This is a genomic window from Vibrio sp. GJ43-1 (assembly GCF_055808835.1).
In genome coordinates this window covers 3,020,084-3,042,696 of the sequence record NZ_CM147884.1, presented here as the reverse complement: position 1 = coordinate 3,042,696, position 22,613 = coordinate 3,020,084, and the positions used below count along the sequence as shown (strand labels likewise).

Annotated in this window: 12 protein-coding genes and 8 pseudogenes; 9 read left to right on the top strand and 11 right to left on the bottom strand. The window is 44.2% G+C overall.

The features are described 5' to 3' along the window. Nucleotides 1-76: 76 nt before the first annotated feature. Together nagC and nagA are read right to left on the bottom strand one after the other, a co-directional pair. Nucleotides 77-1,293 (bottom strand): annotated as a pseudogene (nagC, locus tag AC0L66_RS14525) (DNA-binding transcriptional regulator NagC). A gap of 2 nt (nucleotides 1,294-1,295) precedes the next feature. Continuing rightward, nucleotides 1,296-2,432: an N-acetylglucosamine-6-phosphate deacetylase gene (gene nagA / locus AC0L66_RS14520; protein WP_473567777.1), complete on the bottom strand. Its 1,137-nt coding sequence runs from the start codon at nucleotides 2,430-2,432 to the stop codon at nucleotides 1,296-1,298. A gap of 478 nt (nucleotides 2,433-2,910) precedes the next feature. Between nagA and nagE the strand changes: the two genes are divergently transcribed. Continuing rightward, nucleotides 2,911-4,482 carry an N-acetylglucosamine-specific PTS transporter subunit IIBC gene (nagE, locus tag AC0L66_RS14515; protein ID WP_265673770.1) on the top strand — a complete coding sequence of 524 codons (1,572 nt, stop codon included), beginning with the start codon at nucleotides 2,911-2,913 and terminating at the stop codon, nucleotides 4,480-4,482. A 251-nt stretch (nucleotides 4,483-4,733) separates the two neighbouring features. Continuing rightward, nucleotides 4,734-6,404, top strand: coding sequence for a glutamine--tRNA ligase (gene glnS, locus AC0L66_RS14510; protein ID WP_265673771.1), 1,671 nt, complete (start codon nucleotides 4,734-4,736; stop codon nucleotides 6,402-6,404). Between the two features lie 103 nt (nucleotides 6,405-6,507). On the opposite strand, the pseudogene fcrX reads toward glnS, so the two are convergent. Continuing rightward, a pseudogene (gene fcrX / locus AC0L66_RS14505) lies at nucleotides 6,508-6,956 on the bottom strand (ferric iron uptake transcriptional regulator FcrX). 209 nt (nucleotides 6,957-7,165) lie between these two features. Between fcrX and AC0L66_RS14500 the strand changes: the two are divergent. Further along, nucleotides 7,166-7,678: a DUF4442 domain-containing protein gene (locus AC0L66_RS14500; RefSeq protein WP_265673772.1), complete on the top strand. Its 513-nt coding sequence runs from the start codon at nucleotides 7,166-7,168 to the stop codon at nucleotides 7,676-7,678. 66 nt (nucleotides 7,679-7,744) lie between these two features. Here the strand turns inward: AC0L66_RS14500 and fldA are convergent, their stop codons facing one another. The 3 genes from fldA to AC0L66_RS14485 form a co-directional block, all read right to left on the bottom strand. Further along, nucleotides 7,745-8,278 (bottom strand): flavodoxin FldA, encoded by a 534-nt coding sequence (fldA, locus tag AC0L66_RS14495; protein ID WP_250615645.1) that lies wholly within the window; start codon nucleotides 8,276-8,278, stop codon nucleotides 7,745-7,747. A 50-nt stretch (nucleotides 8,279-8,328) separates the two neighbouring features. Beyond that, entirely contained in the window at nucleotides 8,329-8,550 is a 222-nt protein-coding gene (locus tag AC0L66_RS14490) for a DUF2788 domain-containing protein (protein WP_250615644.1), read from the bottom strand. A gap of 98 nt (nucleotides 8,551-8,648) precedes the next feature. Then, nucleotides 8,649-9,404 carry an alpha/beta fold hydrolase gene (locus tag AC0L66_RS14485; RefSeq protein WP_473567775.1) on the bottom strand — a complete coding sequence of 252 codons (756 nt, stop codon included), beginning with the start codon at nucleotides 9,402-9,404 and terminating at the stop codon, nucleotides 8,649-8,651. A gap of 93 nt (nucleotides 9,405-9,497) precedes the next feature. Here AC0L66_RS14485 and seqA point away from each other — a divergent pair. From seqA to rlmM, 6 genes and pseudogenes are all read left to right on the top strand, one after another. Continuing rightward, nucleotides 9,498-10,029, top strand: a pseudogene (gene seqA, locus AC0L66_RS14480) (replication initiation negative regulator SeqA). 91 nt (nucleotides 10,030-10,120) lie between these two features. Further along, nucleotides 10,121-11,767: a phosphoglucomutase (alpha-D-glucose-1,6-bisphosphate-dependent) gene (gene pgm / locus AC0L66_RS14475; RefSeq protein WP_473567773.1), complete on the top strand. Its 1,647-nt coding sequence runs from the start codon at nucleotides 10,121-10,123 to the stop codon at nucleotides 11,765-11,767. 389 nt (nucleotides 11,768-12,156) lie between these two features. Next, a pseudogene (locus AC0L66_RS14470) lies at nucleotides 12,157-13,064 on the top strand (transcriptional regulator GcvA). After that, a pseudogene (locus AC0L66_RS14465) lies at nucleotides 13,057-13,684 on the top strand (alpha/beta family hydrolase). The pseudogenes AC0L66_RS14470 and AC0L66_RS14465 overlap by 8 nt, the downstream one beginning before the upstream one ends. 41 nt (nucleotides 13,685-13,725) lie before the next feature. Continuing rightward, nucleotides 13,726-14,124 (top strand): DUF423 domain-containing protein, encoded by a 399-nt coding sequence (locus AC0L66_RS14460; protein WP_473569270.1) that lies wholly within the window; start codon nucleotides 13,726-13,728, stop codon nucleotides 14,122-14,124. Continuing rightward, nucleotides 14,121-15,212 carry a 23S rRNA (cytidine(2498)-2'-O)-methyltransferase RlmM gene (rlmM, locus tag AC0L66_RS14455; protein WP_265673778.1) on the top strand — a complete coding sequence of 364 codons (1,092 nt, stop codon included), beginning with the start codon at nucleotides 14,121-14,123 and terminating at the stop codon, nucleotides 15,210-15,212. The genes AC0L66_RS14460 and rlmM overlap by 4 nt, the downstream gene beginning before the upstream one ends. 77 nt (nucleotides 15,213-15,289) lie before the next feature. On the opposite strand, the pseudogene xni reads toward rlmM, so the two are convergent. The 5 genes and pseudogenes from xni to queF all read right to left on the bottom strand — a co-directional run bounded on the left by xni (nucleotide 15,290) and on the right by queF (nucleotide 22,523). Further along, nucleotides 15,290-16,060, bottom strand: a pseudogene (xni, locus tag AC0L66_RS14450) (flap endonuclease Xni). Nucleotides 16,061-16,122: 62 nt separating this feature from the next. Continuing rightward, complete coding sequence (gene ppnN, locus AC0L66_RS14445; protein WP_473567772.1) at nucleotides 16,123-17,484, bottom strand: nucleotide 5'-monophosphate nucleosidase PpnN; 1,362 nt, start codon at nucleotides 17,482-17,484, stop codon at nucleotides 16,123-16,125. A 215-nt stretch (nucleotides 17,485-17,699) separates the two neighbouring features. Further along, nucleotides 17,700-19,271, bottom strand: coding sequence for a GGDEF domain-containing protein (locus tag AC0L66_RS14440; RefSeq protein ID WP_265673781.1), 1,572 nt, complete (start codon nucleotides 19,269-19,271; stop codon nucleotides 17,700-17,702). Between the two features lie 103 nt (nucleotides 19,272-19,374). Continuing rightward, nucleotides 19,375-21,650, bottom strand: a pseudogene (locus AC0L66_RS14435) (tetratricopeptide repeat protein). A gap of 25 nt (nucleotides 21,651-21,675) precedes the next feature. Beyond that, nucleotides 21,676-22,523 (bottom strand): annotated as a pseudogene (gene queF, locus AC0L66_RS14430) (NADPH-dependent 7-cyano-7-deazaguanine reductase QueF). Nucleotides 22,524-22,613: the final 90 nt, after the last annotated feature.

Genomic DNA, 22,613 nt, shown 5'->3' with positions numbered 1-22,613 from the left:
AAGACCACACCGAAGTGTGGTCATCCATTTTATCAAAGTATATCAAACTATTATTTGATAGGTTCGATACAAGGTCTCAATCTTCTAACAATTTTTGTAACAGAACACCATTAAGCATCGCACGCTTGATCATGGCAAATGCGCCCATGGTTGGTTGTTTGTCTATTTCTGACGCGACGATAGGGAGGCCTGTGTGGAAAGTGGTGAGCGATTGATTCTCAACATTACGCTGGATCGCAGGGAAGACAATGTCTTTCGCCATAGTAATATCGCTCAAGCAATAATGATTTTTTGTGGATTGAACAAATTCACAGTCATGGCGATGGCTTTACCTAATTGGTTGCCCACGCGCACTAAGCTTTGCTTGGATAGTTCGTCACCATTAAGCGCGTGCGTACACACATCTTCTATGGTGATGTCTTCTTTTTGCGCTAACGTTGACTCATACCCTTGGTCGATGAGTTTTTTGACGCGTTGAACGATTGCAGGGTTAGCAGCCACAGTTTCTAAGCAACCAAAGTTGCCACATTGACACTGTTCGCCAAGTGGATCGATTTGGATATGACCAATTTCACCGACATTTCGATTGAACCCTAAGAAAACTTGTCCATTAACGATGATCCCGGCACCTGTACCTCTATGTACGCTGACTAGAATCGAGTCCTGACAGTCTCGGCTAGAGCCAAAATAATGCTCGGCTAACGCCATGCCTCTCACATCATTACCGACGAAGCATTCGACATTAAACTGTGAACGAATGAGATCAGCCAGTTCGAGTTTATCGATGTCGGTGTTGGGCATGTATTCAACAACACCAGTCGTTGGGTTAACAAGTCCCGGCAGAGTAATACCAATTGCTATTAATTGGTCGATACGATGTTCATGGTCACTGAGAAAGGCGTGCAGGTTAGTTAGTAAGCCGTTAGCCAGTTCAGTTTGATCGGCGTAATGTAATTCTTTTTGGACAAAAGCGAGTTCATTACCACCAAGGTTATACAGGGAAAGTTGGACGTAATCACGGCCAAGACGAACGGCGATAGAGTGAAAGGGCGCCACTTCGGTGGTCAGTGAAATTGCTCGTCGTCCACCAGTTGAAGCTTGCTGGGCGACCTCTTTAATGAGGCCGCGCTCTAAAAGCTGGCGGGTAATTTTGGTAACGCTGGCTGGAGCCAGTTGGCTCACATCGGCAACTTGAATGCGCGAGATAGGCCCTTGACGGTCTATTAAGCGGTAAACCGCTGCGCTATTAAGTTGTTTTACTAAATCTACGTTACCTATCTGTCCGCCATTCATGCTTAATTGTGCTCGTATTGTCCGTTAACAACTGTGCCTTGGACGTTGAAATCTCTATCGAAGATGGCTAAGTTTGCGACCATGCCTTTTTTGATGCGACCAAGTTTGTTATCTAGTCCCATCGCTTTAGCAGGGTAGAGCGTTGCCATTCGTAGCGTCTCATCCAAAGCAATACCGGCGTGTTCAACTGTATTTTGAACCGCTTCAATCATGGTGAGTGCGCTGCCACCTAGTGTGCCATTTTCGTCTACGCACTTACCATCCTTGTAATATACTTTCTTACCGACAAAAATAAAGTAATCCATCTCAGCACCAGCTGGAGCTGTGGCATCGGTCACTAATACGAGCTTTTCACCCTTTACTTTATGCGCAATACGAATGTTTGCGTAGTCTACGTGGAAACCATCTGCAATGATTCCAGCGTAGACTTCAGGTGTGTCGTAGATAGCACCCACAACGCCGGGCTCACGACCGGTCATCGGCGTCATAGCGTTGAACAAATGAGTCGCAAAGGTAATGCCCGACTCAAATCCTTTACGCGCTTCTGCATAAGTGGCATTGGTATGGCCAATAGAAACAACAATGCCAGCCTTACGTAGTTTTTCGATATGCTCTGGTGCATTTTGTTCCGGAGCAAGCGTGACTTTTGCGACGAGGTCGTTATTTTCACAAATTAAGTCGATCATTGAGTCATCGGATTGACGAATAAAGTCAACGCTGTGAATGCCGTTCTTCTCAACGTTTAGGTATGGACCTTCTAAATGAAGTCCTAAGGAATGGTTTTGGTACTGGTCTTGGTAAGTACGCGCCGCTTCCAATGCTTGACGCATATCTTCATCAGAAGAAGTGATAAGCGTTGGTAAGAAACTGGTACAGCCGGATTTAAGGTTAGCGCGATGCATCGTATGGATTGTTTCAGCGGTAATTTCATCATTGAGCATAACACCGCCACAACCGTTCAGTTGTAAGTCGATAAACCCTGGGCTGATATTTGCGCCATTAAGGTCGATACGCTCCATAGACGCAGACAGTTCTGAAATGGGTAAGACTGCTTCAATTTGTTCACCGTTGATAACAACAGCATGATTATTGAGAACATCACTACCTGTGAAGACCTTACAATTGGTTAATGCATACATCGTTAGCGAATCCTTGTGTTTTTAATTCGGTTTACCTCTTTGCGAGTGCCAAACAAAGACGCCACCTTGCGGTTAGAGTCACTTAGTTTGTGTCACTTAGCAAAGAGTCATATTTAATACTTAGCAAGCTGCAAATTAATAAATAACTAATTTTAACTAAATGATTACATGAGAGTTATTGTTATTTTTCTGTGCGAATCTACCGGGCGACTTTGATGTTTGTCGCAAATTTTCCAGGTATGAGCCAACTCTCTTCAGCGAAATCCTAACGAGATCTCGTCATTTTTTCGTATGATAAAATAAGTTTTATGATCTCGCTAGCAAAAAGCCTCCATTTTGGTGAAAACTGGTGATTATGATCACAAATGGGGACGTTTTAATTTGCGGAGCAAAATTAATTTCATAAACTGAGTAGGACTAAATTGAACGGCTAAAATAAGTCGTCCAAAATTCTAAATTCCTATAGGGGGAACACACGGTGAATATACTAGGATATGCACAGAAGCTCGGGAAGGCGTTAATGCTTCCGATTGCGACGCTTCCAATCGCAGCACTTCTACTTCGTTTGGGTCAGCCAGACCTTTTAGACATTCCGTTTATGGCACAGGCGGGTGGCGCAATTTTTGGTGAGCTACCTTTACTATTCGGTTTGGGTATTGCGATCGGTCTTTCTAAAGACGGTAACGGTGCAGCAGGTCTTGCTGGTGCCGTGGCTTACTTTGTATTGACTGCGACAGCAACGACAATTAACGCAGACGTTAACATGTCTTTCTTCGGCGGTATCTTTGCAGGTATCATCGCAGGTCACTCTTACAACGCATTTAGCACAACGCGTTTGCCTGAATGGTTAGCATTCTTCTCTGGTAAGCGTCTTGTACCAATTATGGCGGGTCTTTTCGCTCTAGTTGCTGGTGCGCTTTCTGGTGTTATTTGGCCTGGTATCCAATCTGGTCTAGATGCACTAGCACACGCGGTATCAACGTCTGGCGCTGTTGGCCAATTCGTTTACGGTACACTTAACCGTGCACTTATCCCTGTTGGTCTTCACCATGTTCTTAACTCGTACTTCTGGTTCGGTATGGGTACATGTCAAGAAGTTCTAGTTGCTGGCGCACAAGCTGCTGGTCAAGCTCTTCCTGCTATCCAACAACTTTGTGTTGACCCTGCTCTTGCTAAGACTCTAGTTGCTGGTCAAACTCACACATTTGAATTTGCTAACTCAGTAACACCTGAAATCACAGCAACTGTGAAAGAAGTGACTGAAACCGTTAAATCTGGTGACCTTCACCGTTTCTTCGGCGGCGATAAAGGCGCTGGCGTATTCATGAACGGCTTCTTCCCTGTCATGATGTTTGGTCTGCCTGGTGCTGCACTTGCCATGTACCTAGCGGCACCTGCTGAAAAACGCAGCCAAGTTGGTGGCGCACTATTCTCAGTAGCATTCTGTTCATTCCTAACTGGTATCACAGAGCCTCTAGAGTTCATGTTCGTGTTCCTTGCTCCTGCTCTATACGCAATGCACGCCGTGTTCACTGGTCTGTCTCTAGTGGTTGCTAACATGTTTGGTACACTACACGGCTTTGGTTTCTCTGCAGGTCTTATTGACTTCGTATTGAACTGGGGTCTAGCGACTAAACCATTCGTACTACTACTAATCGGTCTAGGTTTTGGTGCTCTATACTTCTTCACTTTCAGCTTCGCTATCCGCGCATTCAACTTGAAGTCGCCAGGTCGTGAAGATGACGATGAAGCAACACCTGCAGCAGCTGGTGATGCACCTAAAGGCGACCTAGCTCGTCAATACCTAAAAGCGCTTGGTGGTCACGATAACCTAACGTCTATCGATGCATGTATCACTCGTCTACGTCTTACTCTAAAAGACCGCTCAGTCGCTGACGAAGTTGTACTTAAGAAGCTTGGCGCGAAAGGTGTTGTTAAACTAGGTGAAAATAACCTACAAGTTATCCTTGGTCCTCTAGCGGAAATCGTTGCTGGTGAAATGAAAGCAATCGGTGCTGGTGAAGACCTATCTGATGTTAAACTTCCTTAGGCTAAAACCTAACTAAGTTGTTTAGGCCTTAAAAAGCTTAAGTTTTAAGAACATCGGTCTTAAAAAAATAAGTTAATAAACCTCTCTTCGGAGAGGTTTTTTTTTGTTTGGTACCGTAAGATTAGTATTGAGCAAAGGGATAAGTGAAAATAATCCTTATAAAGTGCGAGTTATTGTTGTGGTTTTCCGAAGAATTGTGGATCATTGGAGCTTATACAATCTGACAATACTAAACCATAGAGGTGTTATAGATGAGTGAAGCTGAGGCTCGTCCATCGAACTTTATCCGCCAAATCATTGATAAAGATTTAGCCGATGGCAAACATACTAGCGTGCATACTCGTTTTCCGCCGGAACCGAATGGTTACCTGCACATCGGTCACGCGAAATCTATTTGTTTGAACTTCGGTATTGCTCAGGACTATCAAGGCCAATGTAACTTACGTTTTGATGATACGAACCCTGAAAAAGAAGACGTTGAATACGTTGAATCGATCAAGAATGATGTGAGCTGGTTGGGCTTTGATTGGTCTGGTGACATTTGCTATTCATCGAACTACTTCGATAAGTTGTATGACTATGCCGTTGAACTAATTAACAAAGGCTTAGCTTATGTTGATGAGTTAAGTCCAGAGCAAATCCGTGAATACCGTGGTTCATTAACGGCGCCAGGTAAAGCAAGCCCATATCGCGATCGCAGCGCTGAAGATAACCTTGCGCTATTTGAAAAGATGCGCGCCGGAGACTTTGCTGAAGGTAAAGCGTGTTTGCGTGCCAAAATTGACATGGGTTCATCATTTATGGTGATGCGTGACCCGGTTTTGTACCGTGTACGTTTTGCTGAACATCACCAAACAGGTAATAAGTGGTGCATCTATCCGATGTACGACTTTACACACTGTATTTCTGATGCGCTTGAGGGTATCACTCACTCATTGTGTACACTTGAATTCCAAGACAACCGTCGTTTGTACGACTGGGTTCTCGAGAATATTACGATTGACTGCCAGCCTCACCAATACGAGTTTAGCCGTTTGAATCTTGAGTATACGGTGATGTCTAAGCGTAAACTTAGCCAGCTTGTGTCTGAAAACTTAGTAAATGGATGGGATGACCCGCGTATGCCGACGATTTCAGGTCTTCGTCGTCGTGGCTTTACGCCTGCATCTATTCGTGAGTTTTGTAAGCGCATAGGTGTCACTAAGCAAGAGAACATGATTGAATTTGGTTCATTGGAATCTTGTATCCGTGATGATCTAAATGAAAACGCGCCTCGTGCTATGTCTGTGTTAGAGCCAGTAAAGGTGGTGATTGATAACTTTACGGCTGATGCAGTGGAAACTCTGAATATTGCGAATCATCCCAATAAACCAGAGATGGGTAGTCGAGAAGTTCCATTTACTCGTGAACTATGGATTGAGCGTGATGACTTCCGTGAAGAAGCGAACAAGAAGTACAAGCGTTTAGTGCTTGGCAAAGAAGTTCGTTTACGCGGCGCTTATGTGATTAAAGCGGAACGTATCGAGAAAGATGCCGAAGGTAACATTACGACTATTTTCTGTAGTTACGATGACGAGACTTTGGGTAAAAACCCGGCAGATGGCCGTAAAGTGAAAGGTGTGATTCACTGGGTTTCTGCTGATAAAGGTCTACCCGCTCAGATCCGTCTTTACGATCGTTTGTTTACTGTTGCGAACCCTGCGGCGGAAGACAACTTTGCTGCGACAATTAACCCAGAGTCATTGGTTGAGCTAAATGGTTTCGTAGAGCCGAGTTTAGCATTGGCGACGGCTGACCAAGGTTACCAGTTTGAGCGTACAGGATACTTCTGTATTGATAGCAAGGACTCACAGCCAGACGCTCTTGTGTTTAACCGCACGGTGGGGCTGCGTGATACTTGGGCGAAAATCGAGACCAATTAACGCCACTGTTCAAACCGATCGTAGAGAGCTTAATTAAAGTTCTCTACGAATAAAAAAACCAGCTCATGAGCTGGTTTTTTTGAATCACGTTCTTGAATTAGTACTAGCTTGGTTTGTGAGCTTTAGGGTTCTCTTTGCAAGCGCCACCAACACATTTCCCGTACAAATATAGGCTATGATTGGTCAATTCAATATTGTATCTTGCCGCAATTTCCTTTTGGCGAGTTTCAATCATTTCATCAGAAAACTCAATAACTTCGCCACAATCAAGACAAACTAGGTGGTCATGGTGATGTTGAGTTGATAATTCAAAAACCGATTTACCACCTTCAAAGTGGTGACGAGTCACGATACCTGCATCGTCGAATTGGTTAAGGACACGATAAACCGTGGCTAATCCAATTTCTTCACCCAAATCAATGAGTTTTTTGTACAAATCCTCAGCACTAATATGCTGATATTCAGGCTTTTGTAATACTTCTAGAATCTTTAGTCTAGGCAGTGTGACTTTAAGGCTTAAGCATCTTTAAGTGCTTTGTTATTGTCTGACATATACTTTCCTGTGATGATCTGCAGCAATAAACAGATGTCAATAATCTGTGTTCATTATAGGGTACTAAGGCTTAACAATAAACCACGAAGTTCAAGGGGTTACTAACTATTAACATAGAACTCGAACTCGGTCACTTTACATACACGTCTGACCAGTTACAATTTGTTTACATGTGAAACTAAATTGCAGATGGATGTGGTTACTGAGTATGGATAAACGATTGGCCAAAATATACAAGCCTAACAACGTTAAGTTTGCTTTAAATATATGGCCGCCTTTTTGGGGCGCAGGAATTAGAATTTTAGACATCAGTGAAGACTTTCGAACGGTAAAGGTGCGCTTGAAATTGCGGTGGTGGAACAAAAACGCGAATCGATCTCAATTTGGGGGAAGTATTTTTTCCATGACGGACCCAATTTACTCACTGATGTTAATGGGTATTTTACGTGAGCAGTATTATGTATGGGACAAAGAGGCGAGCATTAACTTTGTTAAACCAGGCTTTTCATGCCTTGAGGCGGAATTTGTTGTTACACAAAACATGCTCGATGAGATAGCGGAAAAAACCGCGAGCGGTGAAAAATGCTTCCCGGAGTTTGTCACACACATTAAAGATGACAGTGGTGATGTGGTGGCGACGATTCAACGAAAACTCTATATCCGGAAAAAACCAAAATATCGCGCATCGGAGAACAGTGAGGAAGAGGTGATAACGTCGTGAAGGGAAATGAAGAGATTGGCGATAGGTAAGTCAATAAAAAGCCTCCGCGAAGGAGGCTGTTTATTATTAGTCTTCTAGCTCGGCAAGACACATCTCTTCATAGAGTTGTTTCGTCCACGTAGATACACGTTCGTCAGTCAGTTCAGGTTGACGATCTTCATCAATGCAAAGGCCTACGAACTGGGAGTCGTCGCCTTCAACAAGGGCTTTCGACGCTTCAAACTCATAGCCATCTGTTGAAGTGTGACCAATAACAGTGCCGCCTTTGGCTTCAACGATGTCACGTACCGTACCCATAGCATCGCAGAAATACTCAGCGTAATCCTCTTGGTCACCACAGCCAAAAATAGCCACAAGCTTGGTTGAGAAATCGATGCCTTCAAGCTCAGGGAAAAAGTCATCCCAATCTGCTTGAGCTTCGCCGTAATACCAAGTTGGGATACCAAGAAGAAGTAAGTCGAAGTTGTCGATATCCTCTTTGCTGCTCTTCGCGATATCTTGAACGTGAATGAGCTGTTTACCCAATTGTTTTTGGATCATCTTTGCAATAGCTTCTGTATTACCAGTATCACTACCAAAGAATAGACCTACACTTGCCATAGATTCAGTACCTTTTCATTGTCTATTTTTGACTAAAGAAGTGGGGATAGTTAACTAATCCCTGAGCCTTCCCAGCTTAGTTGGATTATGCCTTTGGCAATGAATCCAGCACAACCTAGAAAGAGCACCAGCCATACGATACGACGACCAAACGTTGGGACGTTGCCTTGCTTGAGAACGTCTTTTATTGCCATGCCGATTAAAAAGAAAATCGACGCAAACAATAGATCTAATCCGATAGATTCCAACTTGTCTATGTAGTCGTAGAGCATGCTATTCCTTTATGCCAATATGCTTGCGCGAAACTATACCACTGTTAAAAGCTAAAGTTAATCCACGCTGGTCAACAAGCCTTGGTTTGATGTCTAAATTAGATAAATTTACGGATTGCTCTGAGTACTTCTGTGGGTTTTTCTGCATGTAACCAATGTCCTGTATTCGCGATCACATGTGCTTTTGGATGAGAAAACTGTTGTTGAATGAAAGGTTGATGCTCCACGGTTAGATAATCGGAGTCACCGCCTTTAATAAACAGCACAGGGACATCGGTTTTCGTAATGGGCTGCCAGTCTAGGATGTTTAAGTAGTTTGCTTTAAGGGATTGGACATTAAATCGCCACGTTAAATAATCATCAACTTTGTAGAGCGATTTACCCAAAAATTGGCGTACACCCTCTATTTCAACATGTTGTGCTAACTGTTCCATCGCCTCGCTACGAGTGGTCGGTTTCGTTGATAGTACCGTATCCAGTCCCGCTAGCACATTATCATGGCGTCGGGTGTGATATTTTACTGGTGACATGTCGAGCACAATCAGTTTGGCTAGTGGATATTGCTCACAAAGCGCCATGGCGACTTTTCCACCCATAGAGTGACCAATAATAATGGGTGATGTGATGTTGAGAGAATCAAGGAGAATACTGACATCTTTTGCCATCATAGGATAGCTGTGATGGCTGCTATGAAAGGACTTACCATGATTTCTCAAGTCTATGCTGATGACGTCAAAGTCTTGTTTTAAGTCGCGAGCAAGTACCCCTAAGTTGTTGAGGTCGCCAAACAGGCCATGAATCAATACGACGGGCTGGCCACTCCCTTCTCTTTTATAGTTTAATAGTGATGACATTTTTCTGTTATTCGTGATGCGTTTATCGTAGAGGTTCACGGCGGAACTCGTTATAATCATCCAGAGTTTAAACATAGAGATTGTGAAAAGCGAATGAAAACAATTGAGGTTGATGAGGATCTATACCGTTACATTGCCAGTCAAACCCACCATATCGGTGAGAGTGCTTCTGATATTTTGAGGCGACTGCTCAATGTTGATGCGTCTAAAACGGAACAGAAACCTGACCGCCGCTAAAACTATCGTAGTCAGCAAAGAAGCGCCAAAAGTAGAACAGGTTGATTTTGTTAAAGAAATGCGCACTTTGCTTATCTCTGACGAATTTGCAGGGTTAAAGAAAGCGATCGATAGATTTATGTTGGTGCTATCAACCCTTCATCGCTTGAATCCAGAAGGCTTTTCTGAAGCGACGCAGGTTAAAGGTCGTAAGCGAGTGTATTTCGCCGATAATGAAAATACGTTATTAGAAAGTGGCACGACAACAAAACCTAAAGCCATTCCAAATACACCGCTGTGGGTCATTACCAATACCAATACTAGCCGCAAGCGGCAAATGGTCGAGCAGGTGATGACCGTGATGGGATTGCCTGTAGATATCGTCGAGAAAGTGACGACTTCGATTTAGAGTTTCGATTCAAACCTCATAGCGACCTGACAACTGGCGGACATTATGAGGTTTTTTTTATTTTAGGCTTAATATTATAAGGACGTCTGTTATGGCTATCCATCCTCGAGCGGGCCAGAAGGCTCAGCAAGAAGATTTGTACAACATTCCCGCACTAGTTTCGAACTATTTTCTCATTCAACCAGAACCACAAAACTCCGCACATCGAGTTCAATTTGGTACCTCTGGTCACCGTGGCAGTGCCGATAAAGCCACGTTTAACGAAAATCATATCCTCGCTATATCTCAAGCGGTTGCTGAAGTACGTGCGCAACACGGGACCACAGGCCCGTTGTTTATTGGTAAAGACACGCACGCATTATCTGAGCTAGCTTTTGCCAATGTGGTAGAGGTGTTAGTTGCTAATGGAGTGCATGTCGTCATTCAAGAAGAAGGCGGTTACACCCCAACTCCAGGCGTTTCTCACGCCATTTTGACTCATAACCTTGTCAATGACGCTAAGGCTGATGGTATTGTTATTACGCCATCGCACAATCCGCCTCAAGACGGTGGTATTAAGTATAACCCGACGCATGGTGGTCCTGCTGAGGCTGAATTGACTCAGGCGATTGAAGATCGTGCCAATGAGATCATTGCTGCAGAGCTAAAAGACGTAAAACGTCTTCCTATTGCAACAGCATTGAAATCTGAACTTGTTGAGTCGCGTGATTTGGTTAAACCGTATATCGATGATCTTGTTAACGTTATTGATATTGAAGCGATTCAAAAAGCGAATCTAAAAATTGGTGTCGATCCATTGGGCGGCTCAGGCATTGAGTATTGGCGTCAAATTGCCAAGACGTTCAATCTTGATTTGACCTTAGTGAGCGAAGCCATTGACCCATCTTTCCAATTTATGTCACTCGATAAAGATGGTGTCGTTCGTATGGATTGTTCATCGCCGTATGCGATGGCGGGTTTATTGGCGCTTAAGGATGACTATGACCTTGCGTTTGGTAATGATCCCGATTACGACCGCCATGGTATCGTAACACCAAAAGGCTTAATGAATCCTAACCATTATCTTGCGGTTTGTATTGACTACCTATACCGCCATCGTACGCAATGGCGCGCAGATGTTGCTGTGGGCAAGACCTTAGTTTCAAGCGCTCTAATTGATCGTGTTGTTGCCGATCTTGGTCGTACGCTATGTGAAGTGCCTGTTGGCTTCAAATGGTTCGTTGATGGGCTGTATAACGGTGAGTTTGGCTTTGGTGGTGAAGAGAGCGCTGGTGCTTCATTCTTGCGTAAAGATGGTACACCTTGGTCAACGGATAAAGACGGCATTATTTTATGTCTTCTTGCGGCTGAAATTACGGCCGTGACGGGTAAAAACCCACAAGAGTATTATGAAGCGCTTGCTGCTAAGCATGGTGAGTCACAATACAACCGTATTCAAGCCGTTGCTAATACTGAGCAGAAAAATATCTTGAAGAAACTGTCTCCGGATATGGTTTCGGCTGAGACGTTAGCGGGTGATGCAATAACTGCACGTCTAACGCACGCTCCGGGTAATGGTGCGGCAATTGGCGGCCTTAAAGTAACCACCGAAAATGGTTGGTTTGCGGCTCGTCCATCTGGAACAGAAGACATCTACAAAATCTACTGTGAAAGCTTTAAGGGCGAAGCGCACCTCAAGCTTATTGAAGCAGAAGCTCAAGAGATTGTTAACCAAGTTTTTGCTAACGCAGGACTGTAATTAACGATTAGCTCAGCTATTTATAGATTTGCAAAAAACGGTCACATATTGTGACCGTTTTTTTATGCAGATTTTGAACTGGCCAATTTTAGGCAAAAAAAAACACCGCCATAAAGGCGGTGTATGAAAATTTGACAGACAGGTCAAAATACAGGAAGTACACACTTCGAATAGGGGATAACTAATCAAAGCATGGTGGTAGAATCTACCGAACTCGAAAATCGAGATTGCAAACACAACATCGCAATCGCGAGTCAATTGATTCTAGAGAGAACCAAGCCGTTCAGACTCGCGTTTGCGGGATGAAATATAGAATTTCTCTGGCTGTTCGGCAATGGACAAATTATAATGTTTCAGATAAAAAAAACTAATGCATTTGAGAGTGCTCTATGTCTAGACGTTTACCGCCACTAAACTCACTGAAAGTTTTTGAAGCTGCCGCGCGTCATTTAAGCTTTACTCGCGCAGCTGAAGAGCTTTTGTTACTCAAGCCGCAGTGAGTCATCAAATAAAAGCGCTTGAAGAATTCCTAGGGTTAAAGTTATTTCGACGCCGGAATCGTTCGCTACTTCTAACGGAAGAGGGACAAAGCTACTTTCTTGATATCAAAGATATATTTACCGCCTTGTCGGAAGCGACTGACAAAGTGCTTGAGCGTAGTGAGAAAGGCGCACTAACCATTAGTTTGCCGCCTAGTTTTGCCATTCAGTGGTTGGTACCACGCCTCGCGGATTTTAATGAGCAAGAGCCGGATATTGACGTGCGTATTAAGGCGGTTGATATGGATGAGGGCTCACTAACCGATGATGTGGATGTGGCGATTTACTATGGTAGAGGCAATTGGTCGGGTCTACGTGCAGATAAATTATATCAAGAGTTTTTGGTTCCGCTGTGCTCTCCTGCATTACTGCTGGGGACAAAACCACTGGATACCTTAGCTGATCTATCGAAACATACCTTGTTGCATGACACATCGCGTAAAGATTGGAAACAATTTACTAAGCAAAATGAATTAGATGGTGTCAATGTGAACCATGGTCCAATTTTTAGTCATTCGACAATGGTGCTGCAAGCCGCGGCTCATGGGCAAGGCATTGCGTTAGGTAATAACGTATTAGCGCAACCAGAGTTAGATGCCGGGCGTTTGATTGCGCCGTTTGATGAAGTCCTTGTTAGCAAAAATGCCTTCTATGTTGTTTGTCATGAAAAACAAGCGGACATGGGGCGTATCGCGACTTTTAGAGACTGGATGTTAGTTAAGGCGCAAAAAGAACAGGAAGTATTATTTGATGGATAATCTTATTTTTGATGGCCCAGAAGGCGCGCCGATATTTTTGTTTGCTCATGGGGCGGGGGCGGGAATGGACCATGAGTTCATGCAAGATGTTGCCAGCCGATTAGCGGCCAAAGAGATCAGAGTGGTACGTTTTAATTTCCCGTATATGGTTAAGCGAGCCGAAGATGGTAAGAAGCGCCCACCGGATCGTGCGCCTAAGTTATTAGCAGCGATGACCGAAGTGATTGAACATATTGCTTGATGATAATCAGATTGTGATCGGTGGTAAATCCATGGGTGGGCGTATGGCATCGCTGCTTTCTGAACATGACAACGTAAAAGCGGTGGCTTGTTTGGGGTTCCCATTTCACCCCCCTGGCAAACCGGAAAAATATAAAGGCGAGCAGCTGGCGAGCATCGCTAAACCTTGTCTAATTTTGCAAGGTGAGCGAGATACGTTTGGTAAACGTGAAGAGTTTGATGCCTTTGAGTTTTCGAACGAAGTCGCAGTAACCTTTATCCCCGACGGTGATCATAGCTTAAAACCAAGAAAGTCTTCTGGCTTTACTGAAACTCAAAACCGCCAAATGGCGGTTGATCGATTAGCACTATTTGTTAAAGGAATCACGGATGTCTGCTAACCTGATGACACAATACTACCGTCAATCTAGCTTAGTTATTTATTGTGACAGCGGCGTTATCCGGCTTAATTAGCGTCGCTTTAGGTGCCTTTGCTGCGCATGGGTTAAAGGCGTTACTGTCTCCGTATTTATTGGGTGTTTTTCAAACGGGTGTGACGTATCAGTTTCTTCATACGCTGGCATTACTATTTTGTGCCTTGTTCATGATTACTACCCGACACGCTAATTCACAAAAGGCGTTTCATCGTGCCGCGATTTGCTTTATCATCGGCATCCTTTTCTTCAGCGGTAGTCTTTATGCACTAGCGCTGACAGGGGTGAAGTGGTTTGGACCAATTACCCCTTTAGGTGGTGTGATGTTCATGTTGGGGTGGGGCTTTCTCGCGCTAGGTGGATATCGGATGACTGACGATACGACCAACGATGGAGTCAATCAGTGAAACAGTTAATGCTATATTGCCGCTCTGGATTCGAAAAAGAGTGTGCTGGTGAAATTCAAGACAAAGCAACACAGCTTGAGGTCTTTGGTTTTCCAAGAGTAAAAAATAACTCAGGATATGTGTTATTTGAATGCTACCAAGAAGGTGATGCAGCAAAACTAGTCCGCGACCTTGACTTTAAATCGCTGATCTTTGCTCGTCAGATCTTTGCCATTGCGAGTGAGCTAGAGTCACTTCCATCAGACGACCGTATCTCGCCAATCCTCGAGTCGTTAAGTCAGGTAGATGGCTTGCCGATGTGTGGCGACCTTCGTATCGAAACGCCAGACACGAATGAAGCCAAAGAGCTGCTAAAATTCTGCCGTAAATTCACGGTTCCAGTGCGTCAAGCGATGCGTGGTAAAGGTTTGCTCTACAACAAAGACAATGCGAAAAAGCCAGTCTTGCATATTTGCTTTACGGAGCCGGGTCACTGCTATATTGGTTATTCTTTACCTGTGAACAACTCTGCGTTCTTTATGGGGATACCTAGACTCAAGTTCCCAGCCGATGCACCAAGCCGTTCAACGTTGAAATTGGAAGAAGCTTTCCATGTGTTTATCCCACGAGAAGAGTGGGATACACGCCTTGCTTCTGGTATGTGGGGCGTAGATTTAGGTGCGTGCCCGGGTGGTTGGACGTATCAGCTTGTGCGTCGTTCTATGTTTGTGCATGCGATTGATAATGGCATGATGGCGGATAGCCTAATGGACACAGGGCAAGTGAAGCACCACCAAGCGGATGGTTTTAAGTTTGAGCCACCCCGTAAGAATGTGACGTGGTTGGTGTGCGATATGATTGAAAAGCCTTCACGTGTTGCACAACTGATGGGTGAGTGGTTAATTAAAGGCTGGGCGAAAGAAACCATCTTTAACCTCAAGCTGCCGATGAAAGGCCGCTATGATGAAGTGCTTCAGGACATTGAGAACCTGAAAATATTTCTAATAGAAAATAAGGTGAAGTTTACGCTTCAAGCGAAGCATTTGTACCATGACCGCGAAGAAATTACGGTACATATTCAAGTGCTATCTAATATCTCGCCACATTAATGTTTTTAAGACTCTTGGTTTCTGGACGATACGCTCCTAGAAACCAAGAGCTCTATCTCTATTCTTCTTCAAAATCTCTATTCCTCTTCAAAGCGAATATCTTGTAAATTAAAGCCTAGCTCTATATCGGTTTTTAACGACGAGATCTGTTTGCACTTGCGTGCTATGTCGATGTGCTCATCCAGTTTTTTACGATATTTCTTTGGCAACTCTTCACCTGCAAACGCGGCTTCAATGCTGTCATATTGCGTTAGGATCTCTTTGGCCGCTTTAGGTCCCACGCCAGGAATACCGGACACTTGAGAAGAACTCACGCCTGTTAATCCCCAATAGTCGGCAAGTTGTGCTTATTTGACACCAAATTCAGCTTCGATGAAAGGAGCGTCAAGCCAACGGTGTTGGAAATAGTCGCGGATCTGTAGGGTTGGTGATAGTAGCTGGCAATATCCTTTGTCTGTTGAGATGATAGTGGCCTTCTCGCCGCGACTCGCAACCTTAACGGCTAGTGTTGCTACTAAATCGTCTGCTTCATCTCCCTCGGAGAGTAGCGAATCAATCCCCAGCTGCCACCACGCGTCTTGAACCTTTTCTAGCCCTAAATAGAGCGGCTCAGGCATGGGTTTGCGGTTTTGTTTATATTCAGGAAGGATCTCTGCTCGCCAACCGCGATCTTGGTCGTGATGGTCAAAAACCGCAATAATATGAGTCGGCTCGGACTCTTTAATGATTCGCTTTAGAGTGCGGGTCGTCGTGAGGATGGTACGATCAATATCTTCTGGGTCAGGTTGTACGGCATGCACCCGTCGGAGAAGATTAAGTGCATCAATAATAACAAGATGAATAGACATAAAAAAAGACCACAGAATAACGTGGTCTTATTGTAATGAATCTCACGAGCAGTTTCAGGCTTTTATTCGCGGTTGGCTATCTTATAACATGGGATATATTCTGAGCCGGGTAGTTTCATACGTTGCTGCTGAACAAAATCGCCAAGTAATTTGTCCATTTTTGTCATGAGTGCTTTATCGCCATCAATCAAGAATGGACCGTGTTTTTCTATTTCTAGAATACCTTCCGCCTTAACATTACCAGCAACAATCCCAGAGAATGCCTGCCCAAGCGCCGCTGCGAGGTTTTCTGGACGTTGGTTAAGGTGTAAGTCTAATCCCGCCATATTCTCATGTGTTGGGTCAAACGGGAGTTGGAATTCAGGCTCAATATGTAACGACCAATTGTAACTGTACGCATCGCCATTTTTCTTCCGGTGCTCACGGACATCAGGCATGGCATTTTTCATGACTCTGGCCGCTTTAGCAGGATCGTCAATAATAATCTGGTAGTGCTTTTGCGCTTCTTCACCCAGCGTGTCTCGCACAAACTCATCAATAGAGCGGAAATAGGCTTCACTTTCTTTTGGTCCAGTCAGCACAATAGGTAGAGGCTGTTCTGCATTATCAGGGTGCATCATAATGCCCAGAATATAGAGCAGCTCTTCTGCTGTTCCTGGGCCTCCTGGGAAAATGATGATGCCGTGTGCCATGCGCACGAAGGCTTCCAAACGTTTTTCTATATCTGGCATGATCACCAGTTCGTTAACGATAGGGTTCGGTGGCTCAGCGGCGATGATAGAAGGTTCGGTGAGCCCTAGGTAGCGCTTTTCGGTATAGCGCTGCTTGGCGTGGCCAATGGCTGCGCCTTTCATAGGGCCTTCCATTGCACCGGGTCCACAACCAGTACAAATATTGAGTTCTCGTAGCCCTAATTCATTACCGACTTCTCGAGTATATTGATATTCGGTTGGATTGATTGAGTGCCCACCCCAACAAACAATGAGGTTAGGTTCAATTCCCGGAGTGAGTGCTCGGGCGTTGCGTAAAATACCAAAGACCAGGTTAGTAATATGCGCCGAGTTAGTGAGATTAAGGCGCTGGCTATCGGCAAGGTGCATATTGACATAGACGATGTCACGTAACACCGCAAATAGGTGTTCTTGAATCCCTTTAATAATCTGTCCATCAACAAACGCGTGCTCAGGAGGGTTAGACAGTTCAAGTTTGATGCCTCGCTCACGTCGCATGACATTGACATCAAAGGAAAGGTGTTTGTCTAGTAGCTCTTTTGAGTTGTCAGTGTGGCTGCCTGAATTTAGTACCGCAAGCGTACAGTTTCGATAGAGCTGATAGAGGTCACTAGCGGCGGTTTTTTTAAGGCGCTCAACTTCAAGTTGAGAAAGAAGGTCCATGCTGCCAGCAGGACTGATATGCGTGATCATAGGCATTTCCTTTGTCTAGAACCAAAAGCGATTGCCAACCGAGGCGAAGAGACAGTACATGAAAATGTGCGGTACTGAACGTAGGGGAGGGCAATGCATTAGCCATAATTAGTATTGTTATAAACCACAACTCGTTAATACTTAACGACATAGGTTAGTTATTAGACTAGCAAATATAAGGCAACTTTCTATCACTATTTATTAATAACAGTGGATTACGCTTTCCATGCAAACTGGTTTGGGCCCAGCTTTTTGGTTTGTATTAAGATCTGGTTGAGACGCTCCAACGCTTCGTCTGGGGTGTCGTTTTGATTGAACTCAGTACTGGCAGCCGACAAGGTGATAGTGATGAGTTGGTCGCGAAACTTAAATGGTAAGTTGCTGATTTTATATTGAATTTCTTGAACTATCTTCTGGCAGTGAGCGTCGTTTTGTTCCGGCATAATAAGAATGAACTCTTCGCCTGAAAAGCGAGCGACGGTATCAGTATCAGCGACCGTATTAGCGATAGTGCGAGCAATGATCTTTAGCGCTTTATCACCAGCGCTGTAGCCAAAGTTATGGTTAATACTCTTAAATTTATCAATATCAAGAATGACTAATCGCAGTGAATGCTGATTTTTTAGCCATCGGCGGTACTCTAATTCTAACTTGTCTAGCAAGGCTGTTCGGTTGTAAACCTTGGTTAACGGATCGGTAAGCAATCGCTTCGATTGGTCTTCTAACCGACGGCGGTAGTCTTGCGTTACGTCAAATAGGTTTTCTAGCTGATTATTATTGTACTGCATCCGGTCGAGCAGAGCTTGCTCTCTCATTTCGGCATGTTGCAGACGTTCAGCAAGGGAGGCCAATTGGGCAAGTACCGGGTCCATGGTACGTTTTACCGTTTCTAGATCCTGGCTTTGGTTAATATTTGTTTGGCTGGTCGTGATCAGTGAGCCAAGTTCTTGATGAATTTGTTGTCTTTGCTCAAAGTAAACTTGGTTTTGGTCTAAATTTTGAGTGCTATTTTTTAGCGAGTTAGACAGGGATACGTTAACTTGTTCTAAAAATTGCTCAGAGGTCTTTCTTTCGTAATTTGTGGCATCAATCACCAGACGTAGCACGTTTAGTGTCAACTCTAGAAGCGCGTCCCCAGAGATCTCCATGAGTAGTTTAGCGCGAATTTCGAGTAGTTGCTCCCCAGACTCGCCTTCAAAATCAAGCTCTGTAATGAGATTTTGCAGCTCTTCATTTAAACCTAAAAGAAGGTGATGGTTATTGGGCTTAGTATCGGGTTCTTTAGGGGTGAGAGCACTATTTGACGTGATGATCTTCACGGCCTTCTCGTAAATCGCGAGTAGCTTAATGGCGTTATCGGTTTTTTTGAAGCTGTGTTTGTCGCTGTAGGTCAGAACCACGCGTAAATCACGTTTAATTTGTGCAGGCAAGCCAGAAATACGCTGAAGGGTTTCACCACTGCGACGAAGTTGTTCATCTAGTGAAGTATTCTGTTTATCGACGGCCGCTGATTTTTGAGCGATGAGTCGCTCCAAAATCGCAAAACGAGGAATTAAACTACTGATGTCAGCGTTGTGTTCAAGTTCGTGACGAAGTTCGATCAGTTTCTCATCGATACGAGGATGAGAGCCAATATGGGCGCGGCTGAGAGTGGCAATAAAGCGCTTAAGTACAGTCTGCTCTCGTCGACTTTTTAGCGATGCATCCCTTTGAGCAAGACGTAATTGTTCCAGCTGTACTTTTAACAGATGGAGTTGCTCTAATGTATCACTTTCAGATGGGCCCATAAATTCTATAAAAACTAATCAGTTGTAATGTTATTGATGCATTGAATGATAATAACAAAAAACATCACAACGTCACCTAGTCTTCGGTTTAAGTGCTGTTTTTTTACCCTTCAGTAAGCGTTTTTTTGAAGCCGTCCTCATTCTGAGAAGATGAATGTACTTTTATTAACCCTTGTTTAATCGCTGTCTTACACGCTTTTCGTATGTCATCAGTTGCAAGACTCGCCGCTTCGGTGCGTTATCAATGGCTTTGAGGTATACCCAATGACTCTTATTTTCTTGCATACTTATGTCTCGAGCCATATGCGTTGAAACCAGTAAAATATCCAAGAGTTCTTTATCATTGATAGCGGTGTAAGCTCGCGGTAGGAACGGGTAGTTCGCCATACCAACGCGGACAATGCGGTTGATTTTTCGATCGGGTTCAAACTCGCTAACCCAGCTTTGTATTTCCTCAAATAGGCTCTCAGCAGTGCGCGGTTTGATACTCGGTTCGATATAGAGCAAGTTCGCATCGGAGAAATGATAAATGCGAGCTGGATGGTCAATTTTATTTCGAACAAATTCACCAAAAGCACGCTCTAGCTCTAATCCCGCTTTATAACCATTTTGTAGATACATGTTGCGCAGGAACGGAACATCAATCATGACAAACCGTAGGCGGTCACTTAGTGGCTCATTGATCAGCTCACCGACTTGCCATTGTTCAAAATTACGCTGGGTACGTTGTAATGAGCTGGGTAAGTTCGCATTCAGCAACCGAAGGTTGGGGAGGCCGGAGCGAGCATGAGTAAATAGGGTCTCGTTGAGCTCTAAGAGTTCGTGTTTGATTCGTCGATTGACAATAAACATTCGCAAGCCGAAGAGAAATACGATGGCAACGGTACAAAAAAGCCCAAATGCGACTTTTTGAAACTTCTGTTGCGCGATCAGGGAATCTTTTAACTCAAGCTTTTGGGTTTCATAGTGAAGTCCTTGCTCTACAAATTGTTTTTGTTGACGAAACGCATCTTCACTAATTTGGTTTAATTGCTCTTGCTGATACGTACGTAGTGAGTTGGCATGCTTAATGTTTTCGAGTGCGAGTTTGTAATTACCTTTTTGCTCATGTCCAAGAGCCAGCAGTTGATACGATTGTTGCTCAATTGAGGTCTGCTTAAGTGATTGACTAAGCGCTAACGCTTCGTTGGCGTGCAGTAAGACTTTGTCACTGTCCTTTTGGTGATAGGCCAACCCAGCGTAGAGCAGTGCTGCACGCGCTTTAAGCGCAGGGTAGTCAGACAAGGACAATAAGCTTTGTGCTCGAGTTAAATACTGTTCCGCTAATGGATAGTTATAGAGCTGCAAATAGGTCGATGCGAGGCTAATGCGAATGTCGATAACTTTCTCTATATTCCGGTCGAAACTCCGATGATCGACGACATTAAAGTAGTGTACCAATGCAAGGTTGTATTTGCCTTGTAAGAAGTAGATGTCGCCCATGAGTTTTAATACGTCAACGAGCACTGGAGAGTCGGGGTAGCTATCGTAAAAGTCGGCAGCCTGAGAAAGGTGTTCTAGAGCTTTGTCGAGCACTTGCCTTTGCATAAATAGCTGTGCGAGTAACTGGTTGATGTTTGCCAGTTGATCACCTGAATTAAGCTCAATGGCTGCCCAGTATGCGAGTAATAGTTCAGATAATGCTTCGTTATAGCGACGATAGCGTAAAAAGTGTGTGCCATAAGCCGTGTGATAATCAATAGACAGCTTCGATATGGAGTCACTAGGAATGTAAACCCCCGCCTTTTGGTACATGTGATTAGCGAGCTCGAATTCGTTTTCCGCGGAGGCAATTTCACCTTGAAGTTTTTTGATTCGATAGCTGGTGCGATTAGCGATGCTTTGCCCTTTGCGTATGCCTTCCAACTCACTTTCTATACTTTTTAAGGCGTCTAATGCGGTGGCTCCCGCGCCATCCTTTAGCCAGGTTAATCGTGTTTTCAAAATTCGAATATCAAGCTCTAGAAACAGTAAACGGTACTGCTTCGTCATTGCTTCTGCTTCATCTAAACGCTCAAGCGCATCTTTCACATGTCCCAGATTGAACTGAGCTTGAGCCAAAATTGTGAGGGCATTGACCGAACTTAGAGGCGTACGGACCCGTTGGTCTGTGTCGTCTCTAGACAAATTCGATGGGCGGTCGTCAGTTTGTTCTATGAATTTGCGGCTATCCAAGTAATCACTGGCAATGTCGCTGGCTTTTTGTGGTTCAATATTGACCAGTTTATCGGCTTCAACAAGTAATGGCGACGTAAAATTAACGGCGTGAAGAGGCATGGAGTACACCCCCGCAAGAAGCGAAGCGAATAACCCTAATACAGGCCAGAATTTAGAATTCATGAGTGCATCCATTCCTAATGATGATTTATTGTCGAGCCATACGAGCATTATGCTCAGGTGCAGATTGGAGGCTAGATCGATAAGGGTTTATATCTAAGCCACCACGTCGTGTATAGCGCGCGTAAACGGTCAGCGAGCTTGGGCGACAGTAGGACATTATATCGGTATAAATGCGTTCTACACATTGCTCATGAAATTCATTGTGCTCACGAAACGAGACTAAGTAACGTAGCAACGATTCACGATCAATTTTGGGACCACGATATTGAATCTCAACACTCCCCCAGTCTGGTTGATTGGTGATGAGGCAGTTTGATTTTAGTAAGTGGCTGTGAAGTGCCTCTTCTACTATCACGTCACTGGTTGCGTGTTGCAGTAAATTAGCATCGAACTCATAGCTATTAATTTCAATATCTTGATCATCGATGCACTCGCCCGCCATGCCGACAATTGCAGAGTGTTCATAGTCTTTTACTGGAATCAGTTTGAGGGTGACCTCTTCCCCTGCACAGTTCGACAGATCGCTTTGAATTGAACGCTGAACCTCGTCCCAGCTAGCAAAGCGAGTTTGGTTATAACTATTGAGATAGAGTTTAAAAGATTTGGACTCAATGAGGTTCGCGCTGGTGGCAGGGATGTAGGCCTCACCAATGGCAACTTGTGGTAACCCTTTGCTATTTAGCCATGAGATTTCGTAAAGCGTCCAAACATCACAACCTTTAAATGGTAATTCATCGCCTAGCTCGAGATCATCACGATTAAGACTTCTTGGCACCGCAGCTGCAATAAAGATGGATCGTATTGATTGGTGTAATCGGTTTTTTGGCCGAGAGTGAGACCAGAAAGCTCTTTGGCGTTGGAATATTTGCTCATAATTGTGTGATATTTCGATTAGAATAATGCGAATTTTACGAGATCCCGGAATAGCTGTCATCTTTTGTGAGCGGAAATCCGTGTTCAGTA

Bases quoted from the DNA above. Each gene is read 5' to 3' on its own strand.
- nagA (WP_473567777.1), bottom strand. From the start codon at position 2,432: ATGTATGCATTAACCAATTGTAAGGTCTTCACAGGTAGTGATGTTCTC.
- glnS (WP_265673771.1), top strand. From the start codon at position 4,734: ATGAGTGAAGCTGAGGCTCGTCCATCGAACTTTATCCGCCAAATCATT.
- AC0L66_RS14500 (WP_265673772.1), top strand. From the start codon at position 7,166: ATGGATAAACGATTGGCCAAAATATACAAGCCTAACAACGTTAAGTTT.
- fldA (WP_250615645.1), bottom strand. From the start codon at position 8,278: ATGGCAAGTGTAGGTCTATTCTTTGGTAGTGATACTGGTAATACAGAA.
- AC0L66_RS14490 (WP_250615644.1), bottom strand. From the start codon at position 8,550: ATGCTCTACGACTACATAGACAAGTTGGAATCTATCGGATTAGATCTA.
- AC0L66_RS14485 (WP_473567775.1), bottom strand. From the start codon at position 9,404: ATGTCATCACTATTAAACTATAAAAGAGAAGGGAGTGGCCAGCCCGTC.
- pgm (WP_473567773.1), top strand. From the start codon at position 10,121: ATGGCTATCCATCCTCGAGCGGGCCAGAAGGCTCAGCAAGAAGATTTG.
- ppnN (WP_473567772.1), bottom strand. From the start codon at position 17,484: ATGATCACGCATATCAGTCCTGCTGGCAGCATGGACCTTCTTTCTCAA.
- AC0L66_RS14440 (WP_265673781.1), bottom strand. From the start codon at position 19,271: ATGGGCCCATCTGAAAGTGATACATTAGAGCAACTCCATCTGTTAAAA.